Raw genomic sequence first — 17,639 nt, 5'->3', positions numbered from 1 at the left:
GAGTCCGTAAAAACTATTACGTGACGGACTTTGCACCACTGATCTTCTCAGATATCGTTGTAAAAAGAGCATCCAAATTCGTACCCAGCGCGGTCAAGACACCGATGATCGCCACAGCGATCAGCCCTGCGATCAGGCCGTACTCAATAGCCGTTGCACCGTCTTCATCGTTCCAGAATTGCTGAAGTTGAGTCTTCATGACTGTCCCCATTCAAAAAGAAAAAATTACCCTCAACAGCGAGGATTCAAGGCCCCTTGGGGCACTACACTTTGCCAACTTTGGCAACTTCCACTGCTAACTGTTATCAAATTTTGTATTTTTCAGATGAAATCATCTTAAACCCATGTATGTATCTGTTTTTACTAGGGTTTACGTGTAACAAGCATCAAATACACAAACGAATTCTAGCCCAAAGATACGAAAAACGCATGATTGTGTATTTACAACAGCCAATTTCCCATAGAAAAAGGCCAAAAAACAGCTAATTTGAAACCTTTACTTACCTGTATTGTGTCGAATTTTGTTAATGTTACTGTTTTTATCATTTCAGAATGCAACAGAAAAACTGATCGGTTACTGTTACAGGGCAGCTGCAAGCCAGCTTTAATTACTTGAAAGAAGGTAGCTTTTTTTCAATTTATTGCTGTTAGCAAGGGAAAACCCGTGCAGCCCCAAGTAAGCATGAATACAGACATACAAGACTGTTTGCTAACGAGCTAAATCAGGGCTATTTTTTTTACGTTTCAAAATGTAATAATTAAAGTGTTTTAAAGCACCAAGAGGAAATACCCTGCTTTCAAACAGCAAAAAGTGACAGCGAAGTTAAACTACGGCACAGTAGAAAAAAGCGCCCGATTTACAGCGAATAATGATTAATGAATATGAATCCCAAGCATCACTTGTCACTGGCCTTCCTTAGAAAAAAAAATCCCAGCCTGATTGTGAGCTTGGGATTATTTATGGGGCTGGCCACTACTGGTTCAGAAAGTTGGGCGAACGCCCCCTTGCGGGGGAATCCGGTCGACTCTTTGCCGCCCATCAATGCACCGGCCCCCAGCACGCGCGCGCCTTCCCTAAACATTCCGCCCGCTGCCGCCCAGACTCAATTGCAGCAGCAACTACAACTGCAAGTGGTGGTGCGCAGCTTTGATGTCAGCGGCAGTCGCAGCATTCCTTTTGAACAGATCACCGCCATTCTGGAACCGCTGGCTGGTAAAACGCTTAGCATTGCCCAGCTGATCAACGAGGTGAACAAGATCACCGCCCTGTATCAGCAGCAGGGCTACCCCCTGTCTTTTGCCATCTTGCAGCAACAGGACTTTGCGCAAGGCCACATCAAGGTCACGGTGGTGGAAGGCCATGTAGGCAGTGTTCGTATTGAAGGCGATCCAGGTCGCAGCCAGGCTCGCATCGAGCGTATCGCCAAAGCCATGGTGGATGAAAAGCCGCTTACCCAACGCACGCTGGAGCGCACCATGAATCTGCTGCGCACCATTCCGGGCCTGAAAATAGATCCCAAGCTGGACATGCCCGTACGTACTGATGGCGCCTCCGAGCTGGTCATCAATGCCCAGCACAAATCTTTCAGAGCAAATGCCAGCGTGGCGGAAATGGGCTCCAGCAAACAGGCTCTGGTGCAGTTAAGCGCCAATAGCCTGACGCCTTTGGGCGAAGAGCTGAAGCTGACTGCCGCCATCCCCACCAGTTCCGAGGACGTGAAGTACGTCAGCGGCAACCTGACCATTCCCCTGACCGGTAATGGCTTGAATCTGGAAATTGATGGCTATCATTACCGTTCCAAGCCGCGTGATGAAGTTCTGGAAAGCCAGGGCTGGAACCGCAAGGTCATCAACGAACGTATCGGGGCGGCGATCAGCTATCCCTTTATTTTGAACAACCAACGCAGTCTGAAAGGCACGGCAGGTTTTTATGCCAGTCGCTCCCTGGACGACTACACCCACAAGACGCTGGACAATGTCTGGATCGAGAACACCACCGACGTACGCGCCCTGAAGGCTGAGTTGCGTTATACCGATGCCTCGCAGCGTCAATCTCGCGAGGTCAATCTGGGGGTGTACAAGGGTCTGGATGCCATGGGTGCCCGCAAGTCTCTGAACACCTACTTGCAACGTGACGCCGAGTCCGATCTGGACCTGGACTTCACCCGCTGGACCGCCTCTTTCAAACAGAATCTGGCCTTGCCGGGACAATTCGGCATGAGCTTTTCGGCCAGCGGCCAGTACAGTTCGAACGTGTTGCCAAACTCCGAACAGGTTTCTTTTGGCGCATGGCGACATGGCTATGGCTATCCGCAAGGCGAGCTGGCTGGCGACAAAGGCATAGGCGCCACGCTGGAAATCAATCGACGCTTTACGAACTCCTCCACCTGGCTCAACAACATTCAGCCCTATATTGCCTATGACTGGGCACGCGCCTGGTACAACCTGGAGCGACTGAACAGCTATAACAATCGAAGCCTGCGTTCCGCTGCCATTGGTGTACGGCTGTCCAATAACAAACACTATCTGTTTGATATCAACGTCGCCAAACCGCTGGGCGATTTGCCGGTTAACTCCGACAAACGCAAAGTACGCTTGAACACCAACTTTCTGTTCTTCTACGACGGTTTTTAGCAGGCATCCTACCAGCGTCTTTACTGCCAATTTTCTCCAAGGCCATCGCAAGATGGCCTTTTTTGTCTTCCATTTCGGCATATTCCGGCCTCAGGTGTTACGAAAAACGTTACGTAACAGGAACGGAACACCACACAAAAACAGCCCCAAACACGCTCACACCTACCCTGTTTTTTGATGAAATCCTGATCCACAAAAACCCAAAAAAATCACAACACACTGATTAAAAACAATAAAAACAAAAAACAACAACATAAAAAGAACTTGGCACGCTACTTGCTTAATGTCTATCAACAGCCCCTGAAGGGCGTGCTTACACTTCAAATCGGAGTCAGACATGAAAGCAAAGAATTCAGCAAGAAACGACTCGGTACAACGCAACTTGCAACGTGCCGTTGTCGCCACATTGGTTATCAGCGCCGCCGTTCTGGCCGGCTGCTCCTCGCGCGGCGGTGTACGCGACGGCCTGGATGTGTCGGTTCGGCCACCCGTGGTTGACCCTAACCTGCCCAAGCCCGGCGACGGCGGTACCGGCGGTGGCGACAATGGCGGCGGTAATAACGGTGGGAACAACGGCGGTGGCAAGGACACCAGCCTGACCCAAAATGCACTGGGCAATCTGGGCCAGGCTGTGGACAACGTAGTGCCGTTGAACCTGAGCAAAACAGGCAATCAACTGGGCAAAACGCTGGATGGCGCGCTCAAACCCGTTACCAATATCGTGACGGATGCCACACGCACCGTCGGTGGCGTCACTGGACTGGGCCAACCCGTCAACGGCCTGACAAATCAAGTCGGTGGTGTCGTGACCAATCTGGGCGATCAACTGGGCAAGACAGGCCTGCCCCTGAATCTGGGTGAAGGTGCTGGCGGCCTGCTGTCCCATCTGGGTCAAGCCGTGGGTTCTGTCGGCGGCCTGCTGGTCAACGATCCCAAGAACCCCAACCCATTGGGCAATACCCTGCACCACGCCACCAAAGGCGTAGAAGTGCTGACCGGTTCCTTGCTGGGTGAAGGCAGCCTGCTGCATCCATTGACCTCGCAGTTGGGGCTGGGCGGTATCTTGCTGGCGGATGGCGGTGAGCCCATCCTGAAACCTGCGCTGGGCAATGTCGGTCAAACCGTGGACAATATTCTGCCATTGGGCCTGAACCCGATCCTGGGTGATGTGGGGGGTGCCCTGGATAACACGGTGGCACCTATTGCTGCCACCGTCACCAACGTGACTCAACAGGTAGGTGATGGTCTGGGGGTAGGACAACCTATCAACGCCTTGTTGGGTGGGGTCGGTAGCGCTTTGGGCAATGTTGGCAGCCAACTGGACAACGCGGCACCGCTGGGACTGGGCGGTGTGGTGGAACATCTGGGCCAGGCAGTCGCCTCGGCAGGTGGCCTGCTGCACAAGACCGATGCGAACACCAATCCTCTAGGTAATACCTTGAATCACGCCACTCAAGCCGTCGCTTCCCTGACGGGTGGGCTGGGCGGTATTACAGGCGGTGAAGGTGGTGGATTGCTGGCACCCGTGACCGGCCTGTTAGGTGGCCTGGGTGGTGGTGATACGGCAAACGGTGGCCTGCTGGCTCCTGTCACTGGTTTGCTGGGCGGTTTGACTGGTGGTTTGGGCGGTGGCGATGCTGCTAACGGTGGCCTGCTGGCCCCAGTCACCAATCTGGTCGGCGGTTTGACAGGCGGCCTGGGTGGCGGCGAAGGTGCGAACGGCGGCCTGCTGGCACCAGTCACCAATCTGGTCGGCGGTTTGACGGGCGGCCTGGGCGGCGGCGAAGGTGCGAACGGCGGCTTGTTGGCCCCGGTCACCAATCTGGTCGGTGGATTAACGGGCGGCCTGGGCGGCGGCGAAGGTGCGAACGGCGGCTTGCTCGCCCCCGTCACCAATCTGGTCGGTGGTTTGACGGGCGGCCTGACCGGCGGCGACGCCTCCAGCGGTGGTTTGCTGGCTCCTGTCACGGGTCTTTTAGGCGGCATCACAGGCAGTGTTGCAATTGGTGGTGGTGCAGCAGCAGAAGGCCAGGCAAGCGGCGGCTTGTTGGCACCCGTCACCGGCTTGGTCGGTGGCTTGGTCGGCGGGTTAACAGGTGGCGTCAACGTACAGGCAAATGCTGGCGAAGCCGGTAGTGGACAAGCAAATGGCGGCCTGCTGGCCCCCGTCACTGGCCTGGTCGGCGGTCTGCTGGGAGGTGGCCGGAAATGATGAATAAAGTCATGAACCCGGTCAATTTGCCAGTGAACTTTCACCCTGGCGCGCAAAACGCCGGGGCCCGGTCAAACTGGTCCTCGCACAACGATGAGCACAGCATGTTGTCAGAGAAGATGTTGATGGATTTGGGCAAGATGCTGGGTCGTCAGTTCACCATTTACGCGGAAGCCCTGAAAGCCAGCTTGGCCGAAGAAGCCAACATCCCCTTGAATGACTTCAAGGCCCTGGAATACATCATGGAGTTCGATGCACTGCCAACTGGCCAGCTGGCTCACTTGATGGACTTGAGTGCCAGCGGTGTCAGCGCACTGATCAACCGTCTGGAACATCGGGGCTATATCACCCGCGGCCGTCACCCTCTGGACAAGCGCGTGATCGCCCTGCACCCGGTGATGGACAAGTGTCGAGAAGTCCTGGCCGTGAAGGAGCGTGCGATCAATCAGGCCATCAACACAGCGGCCAATCAAAACCCCGCCCAGTTGATCGCCATGTACGACTTTCTGGTCGATAGCATGAGCACATTCAGGCAGAACACCAAAGCCTGGCTGGATGCCAAGGCCTTGGTACCACGAAGCTCCTGAGCACCCTGCTCTACCTCTACCGAACCGCTGCTTGCCAGCGGTTCTTTTTTTGTTACGTAACACGTTCCGCACAAGGCCCAAAACACGTAACAAATAGCCCTCTTTTTTTCTCTTACTTTTCACCAAATGCAGCTTGCATGCGGCATGCAGACGGACCGATAAATTGGCACGCGAATTGCTTTAACTAGATTCAGGAAGCAAGCAAGTACCCCGATCATTTATTGGAGCAAGCAATGCATAACAATACAGACAGCAAGAAACCAGGCCTGCGCCTGACACTCCTGGCTACGTTGATGGCCAGTACTTTGGTCTTGACCGCCTGCGGCAGTTTGACCGGTGGCGGCGGCGGTAGCGGTGGCGGTGGAGAAACCCCCACCAACCCAGGCCCGGGCACTGGCGGCCCTGGTGGCGGCGACAACGGTGGTGGTGACAACGGCGGTGGCGACAACGGCGGCGGCGATAACGGCGGTGGTGACAACGGCGGTGGCGACAACGGCGGTGGTGACAACGGCGGTGGCGATAACGGCGGTGGCGACAACGGCGGCGGCGACAACGGCGGCGGCGACAACGGCGGTGGCGATAACGGCGGCGGCGACAACGGCGGTGGCGACAACGGCGGTGGCGACAACGGCGGTGGCGACAACGGCGGCAATCCTCCCACTCGCACTCCAGGACCACTGGAAACCACGCTGAATAATGTCGGTGAAGCCGTCGACAACGTTCTGCCAGTCGGATTGCAAGATACCGGCGGCAAGCTGGGCAAGACACTGGATACCGTAGTCGCTCCTGTTGTGGACACCGCAACTGGCCTGACTCAACAAATTGGTGGCGCTACTGGCCTGGGCCAACCCGTGAGCAGCCTGCTGGGTCAAACAGGTGGCGTCGTTGCCAATCTGGGCGAACAGTTGGGCAATAGCGGTCTACCCCTGAATCTGGGTCAGGGCGTAGGTGGTCTCTTGAATGGTTTGGGCAATGCGGTAGGCAGCGCAGGCGGCTTGCTGCATGCGGATGCCAACAACCCCAACCCATTGACCGCGGTACTGGGTCACGCAACTGGTGGTGTCGCCGCCCTGACCGACTCCCTGCTGGGTGAAGGCAGTTTGTTGTACCCCATCACTGGCCAACTGGGGCTGGACGGTTTGCTGAACGGCACGGATGCCGCCCCCATTCTTGAACCTTCGCTGGCCAACGTAGGCCAGACAGTCGACAACATCTTGCCGATTGGCCTGAACCCTATCCTGGGCAATGTAGGTGAGACCCTGGATACCGTAGTAGCTCCCGTAGGTGCCGTAGTCACGCATGTCACTCAACAAGTGGGGGATGGACTGGGCGTTGGCCAACCCATCAATGCTCTGCTGGGCGGGGTAGGCAGTGCCTTGGGCAATGTAGGTAACCAACTGGACGGCGCTGCCCCCCTGGGTCTGGGCGGGGTAGTGGGACACCTGGGTCAGGCAGTTGCCTCGGTCGGCGGACTGGTTCACCAAACTGATAGCAATACCAACCCGCTGGGCAACACCCTGAATCACGCCACCCAAGCCGTCGCATCCCTGACCGGCGGGCTGACGGGTAATGGCGAAGGTGGCCTGCTCTCTCCAGTCACCGGCCTGCTCGGCGGCCTGACGGGTGGTTTGGGTGGTGGTGATGCGGCCAACGGTGGCTTGCTGGCGCCTGTTACAGGCCTGCTCGGTGGTTTGACAGGTGGCTTGGGCGGTGGCGAAGGCGCCAACGGTGGTTTGCTGGCCCCTGTCACCAATCTGGTCGGTGGCCTGACCGGCGGCCTGGGCGGTGGTGATGCTGCCAACGGTGGCTTGCTGGCCCCCGTCACAGGCCTGCTTGGTGGTTTGACTGGTGGTTTGGGCGGCGGTGAAGGCGCCAATGGCGGTTTGCTGGCCCCCGTTACCAACCTGGTCGGTGGCCTGACCGGCGGCCTGGGTGGCGGTGACGCCGCTAACGGTGGTTTGCTGGCTCCTGTCACCAACCTGGTCGGTGGCCTGACCGGCGGCCTGGGCGGTGGCGATGCTGCTAACGGTGGCCTGCTGGCGCCTGTCACCGGCTTGGTCGGTGGACTGTTGGGCGGTGTTACTGCCTCGGTTGAGGTGGGTGCCTCTGGCAACGTAAGCGCTGGTGGTGGAGCCGCTGCAGGCAGCAACAACGGCGGCTTGCTGGCCCCGGTGACCGGCCTGCTCGGTGGCTTGCTGGGCGGTCCTCGCTAAGCAACAGGCTGGGGCGTACACCGCCCCAGCCCTTATCCCCAGGAGCTCTCTCAGTTCACCCTAAGGCAGGGCGTTCCAATTACAACTCTCAATGGCAAGGCAGGTTTACTAGCCCCCGTCACCAAGATGCTCGATGACTTGCTGGGCAGCCTTCAATAAACGACAGGAAGGGACGTATCCCGCCCCGGCCCTGTCACCAGAAGAGCATCCAATCATGATTTAAGCCTGTAAACAAGTAGTCCTATATATGGAGTACGTCATGACCATACAAAAACGCCTTAGCTCAAAGAGGCTCACCATCTCCTTATGTAGTGTGCTAGGAGCTGCGTGCACTCTACCGTCCCAAGCTCAGGCAGAACGCCAATACCTGCCTGTTACCCCTGCAAGCGTGTTCTTGGTGGAGCAGGCAACAGCCCCTGAGACTCGATACCCCCTGGAAGTGACCCTGGGAAACGTAGGACAGGCGGTGGATAATCTGGTCCCAATTGGACTTGAGCAGACTGGTTCCTACTTGGGGCAAACGCTGGATGACTTTGCCGACCCTGAGATCCTTATTGAAGCCGCCCACAATGCGATTCACAGTTTGATCACTCCATTGGAAACAAGCGGATTGCCATTACACGTGGGGCAAGCTATGGGGGGGCTGCTACTAGGCACGGCTGACACTGTCGACGGAGTTGGCTCCCTGATTTACCAAGGGCCCGAAGGGGGGCATCCATTAAGCGCCATACTTGGGCCAGCAAGTGAAGGTATTGCAGCGGTAACGGGCTCTTTATTCCAAGATAACGGCTTATTGCGCCCTTTAACAGGAAGCTTGGGAAACAACAACCAGCCGATGAACCAATCACTACCGTCCACCCCCTCCCCGGTCTCAGGCTTACTACTACCAGTGACTGGGCTTATTAATGGGCTGACTGGTGCTGTACCCACAGCAGACTCTGGCAACACTGGCATACTGCAACCGGTAACCGGCCTGGTCGGATCCCTGCTCAACTCCGCACCTGCTCTTCCAGCCGCTGAAGTCGCGGCCAGCCCCCCCATCAACGTCGACTCTGCATCAATACCCCACAATAACGGTCTGCTAGCACCTGTCACAGGCCTGGTTAACGGTTTGCTGGGCGCTCCCCCGCGCTAAGGATATGTGCATATGCCCAATAAACAGCCCCTGACAACTGAATGGACCGAGCCAGAAGCAAGGGACGAGGTTTTGTCAGGGCATATGCAAAACGACATTGTGCGCATGATGTTGCGCCAATTTGATGTTTATCTGGAAGCCAACAAACACCTGCTGGCACAAGCAGCGGGTTTGAGCCTGAATGAATACAAGGCACTGGAGTTTGTGCTGGAGCTCAAACCCCTGTCGCCCGGCAAACTGGCCCAGTTACTGGACCTGAGCCCCAGTGGTACGCAAGCCCTGATCGCCCGTCTGGAAAGCGCCCGCTATTTGCTGCGCAAGCCGCATCCGCGCGACGGACGCATGACCAGCCTGTATCCCAACCAGGAGCGCTGCAAACGCCTGATTGCCGATATGGATCTGCCCGCTCATCACATCATGAATGCCACGGCACATTACAACCCCAAGCAGTTAACTGCGCTTTACGACTTTCTTTCCAAGAGTCTTGGCCACCTGCGCAAGGATGCGCTGGAGAGACTGAAACATAAACCCAATTAGCAGCTGCCTTGTTTTCTTGCTGTTTTGCCCACCAGTGTTCCTGGTGGGCTTTTTTTGTTAAGCCCCGCTAATTGCAGGGAGCGCTGCCTACCCAGCCAAACGGCCCCATGCTACAAAAGACACTGGTCGGCTTAGCTGGCTTTTTCATCGCTAAAACCGTAAGGATGTGTTCATGAAACTCTCTGTACTGATTGCCGCCCTGCGCCTGCGCCATCTTGCAGGGGCTGCGCTGCTGTCCAGTTCACTGGCTGCCTATGCCCTGCCCGCAGGTCTGGCCCAAGGCCCCTCTGTCGAAGGCGTCACTCAATACACTCTGGACAATGGCCTGCGCCTTGTTCTGGCCCCCGACGACTCCAAACCTACGACCACCGTCAACATGACCTACCTGGTCGGCTCGCGACACGAGAACTATGGGCAAACCGGCATGGCTCACCTTCTGGAGCACATGCTGTTTCGCGGCACCCCCACCCTGCGCAATGCGCTGGGAGAATTTTCCAAACGTGGTCTGGAAGCCAACGGCACCACCTCCAGCGACCGGACCAATTACTTCGCCAGCTTCGCTGCTGATCCCGAGACCCTGAAATGGTATCTGGACTGGCAAGCCGACGTGATGGTCAACGCTCTGATCGACAAGCAGGATCTGGAAGCGGAAATGCCCGTGGTGCGCAATGAAATGGAAAGCGGTGAAAACAGCCCTTTCCGTGTTCTTATGCAAAAGCTGACAGCCGCTGCGTACCAATGGCATAGCTACGGCAAGACCACGATTGGCGCCCGCTCCGACGTCGAAAACGTGGATATTGAACAGCTGCGCAAGTTCTACCACGACTACTATCAGCCCGATAATGCTGTGCTGTTTGTGACCGGGCAATTCGACACCGACCAGACTCTGGAGCACATTGCCAAGGCCTTTGGCTCCATCCCCAAACCGACTCGCACGCTGCGCCCCGAATACACGGTTGAACCCGTGCAAGACGGTACCCGCACGGTCACCTTGCGCCGTCATGGTGGTGCACCCTTGATCATGTCGCTGTACCACCTGCCCAGCGCTGCCAGCCCTGAATACATGGACTTGAGCCTGGGCATCAGCGCCTTGGGCGATACCCCCAGCGGACAGTTATACAAGAATCTGGTCAACAAGAACCTGGCCACCAGCGTATTCAGCTTTGATTCCGAAAGCCACGACCCAGGCTACGCCCTGTTTGGCGCCGAGCTGAAACCCGACATGGATCAGCAAAAGGCCTTGAAGGTCATGAATGACACGCTGGAAGGCCTGTCCAAGTCCCCGCTGAAAGATACGGATCTGGAACGCATCCGCAGCCAATGGATGACGGGCTGGACACAAACCTATGCCAACCCCTCCAGCCTGGCCAGCGCGCTATCCGAAGCCGCGGCCAGCGGCGACTGGCGTTTGTTCTTCCTGCAGCGCGACCGGGTAGAAGCTGCCAAGCTGCCTCAAATTCAAAAGGCACTGGAAACCTGGTTAGTCGCCAGCAACCGCAGCAATGGCTTGTACATCCCCACAGAAAAACCGCTGCGTGCTCCTGAAGCCAGCACCGTTGATGTGGCCAAGCTGGTACAGGACTACACCGGCAAGGATGGCGGCAAAACGGTAGAAGCCTTTGATCCTAGCCCTGCCAACATCATGGCCCGCACCGATCTGCAACCCTTGTCCTTGGGCAAGGATCTGGGCGAAGTGAAAATGGCACTGCTGCCCAAGGGAACTCGCGCGGAACGCGTGGAGGCTCGCTTGTCCTTCAAGTTTGGTTCGCCTGATCAACTCAAGAACCAGACCGCTACCGCTGCAGCCGTCGCCAGCTTGCTAAGCACCGGCACCAAGAAACTGAACCGCGAACAGATTTCAGATCAGTTCACCGCCATGCAAACCCAGTTCAGCACCAGCGGCTCCAATGGTCGCTTGTACCTGAGCCTGTCCTCCAACCGCGAGAACCTGCCCAAAGCCATTGCTCTGGCGCTGGACGTGCTGCGCAACGCAAACTTCCCCGAGGACGAGCTGAAGAAATATCAGCAAGCCGTGGTCACCGATCTGAAATCGGCCAGCACCGAGCCTGCTGCTTTGGCCAGCCAAGCGATTGAACGCTACACCAACCCATGGCCCAAAGACGATATCCGCTACACGCCCAGCTTCGAAGAAGGCATAGAGCGAGTCCAGGCGATTAACATCAAACAGGTACGGGATTTCCATCAAAAATTCTACGGTACGGGTGATGTCGCCTTTAGCGCCGTAGGTGACTTTGACAAGGACGAGGTTCGCAAAGCTTTGGCCGATGGTTTGAAAGGCTGGCGCAAAGCCCCGACCTACCAGCGTCCGGACGATCCACTGCAGACCGTGGCTCCCAAGGTCTTTGACATCAACACGCCGGACAAGGCAAATGCCTTCTATCTGGCGGACCTGGGCCTGAAGCTGCAAGACAGCGATGCGGACTTCCCGGCTGTCTATCTGGCCAACTACTTGCTGGGCCTGTCTGAAACTTCGCGTCTGTGGAACCGTGTACGAGTGGAGGATGGCTTGTCCTACAACGTACGCAGCCAGGTGGATGCGTCCAGCCATGAACCCAAGGGTTCGTGGACGGTCTATGCCATTCACGCTCCCAGCAATAGCGATAAGTTGAGCAAGACTATCGACGAGGTCCTGGCCCAAACACTGAAAGACGGCTTTAGCGAGCAAGAAGTCAAGGAAGGCGTGAATGCCTTGCTGAACTACCGCCGCTTGTCCCGCAGCCAGGACACCGTGGTCAGCAGTGCGTGGTTGAATTACCTGGATCTGGGCCGCAGCTTTGAATGGTCCGAGAAAATGGACCAGGATCTGCAAAAGCTCAATGCAGAGCAGGTCAATGCGGTTTTACGCAAGTACCTGAAGCCCAAGGAAATGGTCGTGGCGATTGCCGCTGACCATGAGCGTCAAAAGCAAGGTGCCGCCGCGCCAGCACCTGAAACCACAGAACAGGCTCCGGTGACAGCGCCGGCTCCAGAGCCACTGGATGCCCAGCCTTGATCAAGCCAGCAACCCCGCTTGCCTGAACGTTGAACAGGCGTAAAAAAGCCCGGTACAAAAGTACCGGGCTTTTTACTTTCTACTTGGCGACTCCTTGCTGGAGCCCTGCCAGGATTCAGGAGAAGAAACCCTTCACCTTGTCCGTCCAGGATTCGCTTTTGGGCGAGTGCTTGACGCCACCATCGCTCAAGGCCTGTTCAAACTGACGCAGCAATTTCTTTTGCTCTTCGTTCAGACGCACAGGTGTCTCGATTTGAATGTGGCAGTACAAATCACCGGGGTAGCTGGAGCGCAAGCCCTTGATACCCTTGCCGCGCAAGCGGAATGTCTTGCCCACTTGAGTACCTTCAGGAATGGTGATTTCACCACGCCCTGTCAGGGTAGGCACTTCCACCGTTCCGCCCAAGGCCGCCGTGGTAAAGGGGATGGTCAGCTCGCAATGCAGGTCCTCGCCATCGCGCTGGAAAATACCGTGTGGCTTGATGCGGATTTCCACATACAGGTCACCGGCAGGACCACCATTAACACCAGGCTCGCCATTGCCGCTGGAGCGAATGCGCATGCCATCATCAATACCGGCTGGAATCTTGACCTGCAAAGTCTTGGTCTTTTTGACCTTGCCTTCGCCGTGACATACCACGCAGGGATCAGGAATTTCCTTGCCGCTACCGTGACAGGTCGGGCAGGTTTGCTGCATGCTGAAAATGCCCTGCTGCATACGGACGGCGCCACTACCTTGGCAGGTGCGGCAGGTCTGTACAGAGGTACCGGGCTTGGCACCCGAACCCGAGCAGGTTTCGCAGTTTTCCCAGCTTGGTACACGAATTTCAGTATCAAAACCGGCTGCTGCCTGCTCCAGGCTGATATCCAGCGAATAGCGCAAATCCGCGCCACGGTAAACCTGAGGGCCACCGCCGCGACGTCCACCGCCACCACCAAAGATTTCGCCAAAAATATCGCCAAAGGCGTCTGCAAATCCGGCCCCGCCCATGCCGCCACCCATACCGCCCATGCCGGCATTGGGATCGACTCCGGCATGACCATAGCGGTCATAGGCTTCGCGTTTCTGTTCGTCGGACAGGATCTCGTAGGCTTCCTTGGCTTCCTTGAACTTTTCCTCGGCGTCCTTGCTATCCGGATTACGGTCAGGGTGGAACTTCATGGCCAGCTTGCGATACGCCTTGCGGATTTCATCCTGCGTCGCATTTTTGGCCACACCGAGAATTTCGTATAAATCGCGTTTTGCCATGTTTGATTAACGACGTCCAAACGCCGCTGTTTGAATAATAATGCCCGATCTCCAGCGTATGCCGCCAAAGATCGGGCCAGGGAACCTTATTCAGGCTCGCAATTACTGATCGCGTTTGACTTCTTTAAAGTCAGCGTCGACCACGTTCTCGTCGGCGGGCTGCTGGGCTGTGCCTTCAGCACCTTCCTGTGCTGCGGCTTGAGCCTGCATGTCGGCGTACATCTTCTCGCCCAGTTTCTGCGAGGCCACACCCAGTGCTTCCACCTTGGCGTCGATGGCTTCCTTATCGCCTTCTTTCAGAGTTTCCTCCAGATCAGCGATGGCCTTCTCGATGGCTTCTTTCTCTGCCGCTTCCAGCTTGTCGCCGTAGTCCGTCATGGACTTGCGGGTGGAGTGAATCAAAGCCTCGGCCTGGTTGCGAGCAACCGCCAGTTCAGCGATGCGGTGGTCTTCTGCTGCGTTGACCTCGGCATCTTTCACCATGCGCTCGATCTCCTCGTCGGACAAACCGGAGTTTGCCTTGATGGTGATCTTGTTCTCTTTGCCTGTGCCCTTGTCTTTGGCGGACACGTGCAAGATACCGTTGGCGTCGATGTCGAAGGTCACTTCAATCTGTGGCAGGCCACGTGCTGCTGGTGGGATGCCTTCCAGGTTGAACTCGCCCAGAGCCTTGTTACCGGCAGCGATTTCACGCTCGCCCTGGAACACTTTGATGGTCACAGCAGGCTGGTTATCGTCAGCCGTGGAGAACACTTGCGAGTGACGCGTAGGAATCGTGGTGTTCTTCTGGATCATCTTGGTCATGACGCCACCCAGGGTTTCAATACCCAGGGACAGAGGAGTCACGTCCAGCAACAAGACGTCAGTACGATCGCCGGACAACACGGAACCTTGAATGGCTGCACCAGCGGCAACAGCTTCGTCAGGGTTGATGTCTTTACGCGGATCACGGCCAAAGAACTCTTTAACGCGCTCTTGCACCTTGGGCATACGGCTCATACCGCCGACCAGGATCACGTCGTCGATTTCCGAAACCTTCACGCCCGCATCCTTGATGGCAACACGGCAAGGCTCGATCGTGCGTTCGATCAGGTCTTCAACCAGCGCTTCCAGCTTGGAGCGAGTGATCTTCAGGTTCAGGTGCTTGGGACCGGAAGCGTCTGCCGTGATGTAAGGCAGGTTGATTTCGGTCTGCTGCGTAGAAGACAGTTCGATCTTGGCTTTTTCAGCGGACTCTTTCAGGCGCTGCAAGGCCAGCACGTCTTTGGACAGATCAACGCCGCTTTCTTTCTTGAACTCGTCGATGATGTAGTCGATGATGCGCTTGTCAAAGTCTTCGCCACCCAGGAAGGTGTCACCGTTGGTGGAGAGCACTTCAAATTGCTTCTCACCGTCGATATCGGCGATTTCGATGATGGACACGTCAAACGTACCGCCACCCAGGTCGTACACAGCGATCTTGCGATCACCCTTGTCAGCCTTGTCCAGACCGAAAGCCAACGCTGCGGCGGTAGGCTCGTTGATGATGCGCTTGACTTCCAGACCGGCAATGCGGCCTGCATCCTTGGTTGCCTGACGCTGGCTGTCGTTAAAGTAAGCAGGCACGGTAATCACGGCCTCGGTTACTTCTTCGCCCAGGTAGTCTTCGGCGGTTTTCTTCATTTTGCGCAAGATGTCGGCGGACACTTGCTGAGGTGCCATCTTCTTGCCTTGAGCTTCCACCCATGCGTCGCCGTTGTCGGCCGCAGTGATGGTGTAAGGCACGTGCTCGATGTCTGTCTGAACTGCCTTTTCAGTGAACTTACGACCGATCAAGCGCTTGACAGCGAAGATAGTGTTGGTGGGGTTGGTGACAGCCTGGCGTTTGGCAGGAGCGCCAACCAGGATTTCGCCATCCTGCATGTAAGCCACGATGGAAGGGGTCGTACGACCGCCTTCGGCATTTTCGATAATACGAACCTGGTCGCCATCCAACACCGATACACAGCTATTGGTGGTTCCAAGGTCAATACCAATGATTTTGCCCATGATTTTTTACCTGACTAAAAGATTGATTGCGAAAGCAAATTATTTGATGAAATGCATATGGGGAACTCTGCGTGCATTTCAAGAGCAATGGCCTTATTTTTTTACTGTGCAAGCGGCTGATCCGAAAAAGCAGTCAAAAACGCCTTGATTCCGGACAGCCTGCGCGCGCAGACAGGCTGGCTCTATTACTTGGGGGCCGACACCATCACCAAGGCCGGACGCAGCACACGATCCGAAATGGTGTAGCCCTTTTGCAGCAACTGAGCCACTGCGCCTTCTTCAAACTCCGAAGGCACGGCCGAAATGGCTTGGTGCAGGTGCGGATCAAACTTGTCACCGGCTTGGGGAGCCACTTCTTTCAGGTTGTTGCGCTCAAAAGCCTTGTTCAGTTGACGCAAGGTAGTTTCCACGCCTTCTTTCCAGGCGTCCGTGCTTTGCTCGGTCTGGGCCAGAGCCGCTTCCAGGCTGTCACGCACGGGAATCAGGCTTTCAGCAAAGGACTCGGTGCCGAACTTGCGGGCTTTAGAGACATCATCCTCCGCACGGCGGCGAATGTTTTCCACCTCGGCCTTGGCACGCAGCAACTGGTCGTAGTACTGCGACACTTTTTCCTGGGCCTGGGCCAATTCGGTGGCCAGATCAGCCGAACTTTCTTCGGGCTGCTGAGCCAAAATCTCTGGCTGCTCGTGCTCGGGGGTGCCCTGTTGTGCCTGTTCAGGCGTGTTTTCCGTCACTTCCCCGTCCAGAGGCTTATTGGGATCGGCATGTGTAGCCATTCGATGTATCTCCACTACAGAATTCGTTGATCGCATAAAAATGGGGGCATCTGCCCCCAGTTCAAGACCCGCCTGCATATTTTGCTGGCCAGCCCCTTGGAAAACGTCCAATACCGCTATCCGGCTGGCACCAGACGGCTGGGCAACCAGCCTCCCAGATGCTGCACGGCCAGCCGTCCCAGGCCCTCAATCCATTGCGGATCGTCATTCAGGCACGGTATGTAATGGAACTCGCGGCCGCCCTCTTCCAGGAACGCATCGCGGCACTCCACCTGGATTTCTTCCAGCGTCTCCAGACAATCGGCCAGAAAGCCGGGGCACACGGCATCCACACGCCCCACGCCCTGCTTGCCCCATTCGCGCAAGGTGGGCTCGGTATAGGGTTCCAGCCAGCGCTGCGCGCCAAAGCGACTTTGAAATGCCATATGCACTTCTACAGCAGGCTCATCCAGCGCCGCACGCAAGGCATCCGCCGTTTCGCGGCAGTCACGGTAATAAGGGTCGCCCAATTCCACGCAGCGGCGCGGCAAGCCGTGAAAGCTCAATAGCAGACGCTCTGGCTTGCCATGTTCATCCCAGTAGCGGCGTATCAGCGCGGCCAGTGGGCCAATGTAATCCGGGTGCGTATGGTAACGCTTGAGGAAGCGCAGCTCAGGTTGATTGCGCTGTTTTCCAAGGTGCCCCGCCACGCAATCCACCGCCGTAGCCGTGGTGCTGGCTGCATACTGCGGATACAGGGGCAAGCTCAAAATTCGCTCGCAGCCCGCTGCTTTCAATTTATCCAGACCACTGGCAATGGACGGGTTGCCATAACGCATACCCAGTTCCACCTTCACATCATGGCCTTGCGATTGCAGCAGCTCTTGCAGGCCATCGGCCTGTGCCTGGCTGTAGACCAGCAAGGGCGCGCCTTGTGGCAACCAGATATCCTTGTAGCGCGGGGCCAGCTTGCTGGGACGGCGCGGCAAGATGAACAGACGCAGAATGATCTGCCAGAGCGGCTGCGGGATTTCGATAACCCGGGGGTCGGACAGAAACTCACCCAGATAGCGGCGAATGGACGCAGCATCGGGCTGGTCCGGCGTACCCAGATTGACCAGCAAGATACCGATGGGCCCGGCCTCGCGTACCGGAGCCTGATCATTGAACATATCGGCGTCCTGAACTTCGGGCAAATAAGGAGAGGCAAACAACTTGGGCATGATGATTAGTACGTTAGACAGCCTGATTGCCTTCAGCCCAACAACAGACTGAA

The 17,639-nt window shown here is 56.6% G+C and carries 11 protein-coding genes; 6 read left to right on the top strand and 5 right to left on the bottom strand.

Going from position 1 to position 17,639, the window contains the following annotated elements:
• Window positions 1-16: 16 nt before the first annotated feature.
• Complete coding sequence (locus tag U2949_RS00950) at window positions 17-199, bottom strand: Flp family type IVb pilin (RefSeq protein ID WP_162090642.1); 183 nt, start codon at window positions 197-199, stop codon at window positions 17-19.
• Window positions 200-960: 761 nt separating this feature from the next.
• On the opposite strand from U2949_RS00950, the gene U2949_RS00945 reads away from it, so the two are divergent.
• The 6 genes from U2949_RS00945 (at window position 961) to U2949_RS00920 (ending at window position 12,331) form a co-directional block, all read left to right on the top strand.
• Window positions 961-2,634: a ShlB/FhaC/HecB family hemolysin secretion/activation protein gene (locus U2949_RS00945; protein WP_321285653.1), complete on the top strand. Its 1,674-nt coding sequence runs from the start codon at window positions 961-963 to the stop codon at window positions 2,632-2,634.
• Window positions 2,635-2,971: 337 nt separating this feature from the next.
• Window positions 2,972-4,846, top strand: coding sequence for a collagen-like triple helix repeat-containing protein (locus tag U2949_RS00940; RefSeq protein WP_321285651.1), 1,875 nt, complete (start codon window positions 2,972-2,974; stop codon window positions 4,844-4,846).
• On the top strand, window positions 4,843-5,433 hold the full coding sequence (locus U2949_RS00935; RefSeq protein WP_026483238.1) for a MarR family winged helix-turn-helix transcriptional regulator: 591 nt from the start codon (window positions 4,843-4,845) through the stop codon (window positions 5,431-5,433). The genes U2949_RS00940 and U2949_RS00935 overlap by 4 nt, the downstream gene beginning before the upstream one ends.
• A gap of 233 nt (window positions 5,434-5,666) precedes the next feature.
• Complete coding sequence (locus U2949_RS00930) at window positions 5,667-7,646, top strand: collagen-like triple helix repeat-containing protein (RefSeq protein WP_321285649.1); 1,980 nt, start codon at window positions 5,667-5,669, stop codon at window positions 7,644-7,646.
• 1,147 nt (window positions 7,647-8,793) lie between these two features.
• Window positions 8,794-9,318: a MarR family winged helix-turn-helix transcriptional regulator gene (locus U2949_RS00925; protein ID WP_321285647.1), complete on the top strand. Its 525-nt coding sequence runs from the start codon at window positions 8,794-8,796 to the stop codon at window positions 9,316-9,318.
• Window positions 9,319-9,490: 172 nt separating this feature from the next.
• On the top strand, window positions 9,491-12,331 hold the full coding sequence (locus tag U2949_RS00920) for a M16 family metallopeptidase (RefSeq protein ID WP_321285645.1): 2,841 nt from the start codon (window positions 9,491-9,493) through the stop codon (window positions 12,329-12,331).
• Window positions 12,332-12,446: 115 nt separating this feature from the next.
• Here the strand turns inward: U2949_RS00920 and dnaJ are convergent, their stop codons facing one another.
• The 4 genes from dnaJ to hemH all read right to left on the bottom strand — a co-directional run bounded on the left by dnaJ (window position 12,447) and on the right by hemH (window position 17,586).
• Window positions 12,447-13,580: a molecular chaperone DnaJ gene (gene dnaJ / locus U2949_RS00915; protein ID WP_321285643.1), complete on the bottom strand. Its 1,134-nt coding sequence runs from the start codon at window positions 13,578-13,580 to the stop codon at window positions 12,447-12,449.
• A gap of 102 nt (window positions 13,581-13,682) precedes the next feature.
• The gene (gene dnaK / locus U2949_RS00910; protein ID WP_009459544.1) at window positions 13,683-15,608 is read right to left on the bottom strand and encodes a molecular chaperone DnaK; all 1,926 of its coding nucleotides are present in this window, start codon (window positions 15,606-15,608) and stop codon (window positions 13,683-13,685) included.
• Window positions 15,609-15,793: 185 nt separating this feature from the next.
• Window positions 15,794-16,384, bottom strand: coding sequence for a nucleotide exchange factor GrpE (grpE, locus tag U2949_RS00905; RefSeq protein ID WP_009459546.1), 591 nt, complete (start codon window positions 16,382-16,384; stop codon window positions 15,794-15,796).
• Window positions 16,385-16,500: 116 nt separating this feature from the next.
• Window positions 16,501-17,586, bottom strand: a complete 1,086-nt coding sequence (hemH, locus tag U2949_RS00900) for a ferrochelatase (RefSeq protein WP_026483243.1) — start codon at window positions 17,584-17,586, stop codon at window positions 16,501-16,503.
• Window positions 17,587-17,639: the final 53 nt, after the last annotated feature.

The organism is Alcaligenes phenolicus, assembly GCF_032063905.1.
GTDB classification, from domain to species: domain Bacteria; phylum Pseudomonadota; class Gammaproteobacteria; order Burkholderiales; family Burkholderiaceae_B; genus Alcaligenes; species Alcaligenes phenolicus.
This window is presented reverse-complemented; position numbering and strand designations above follow the sequence as displayed.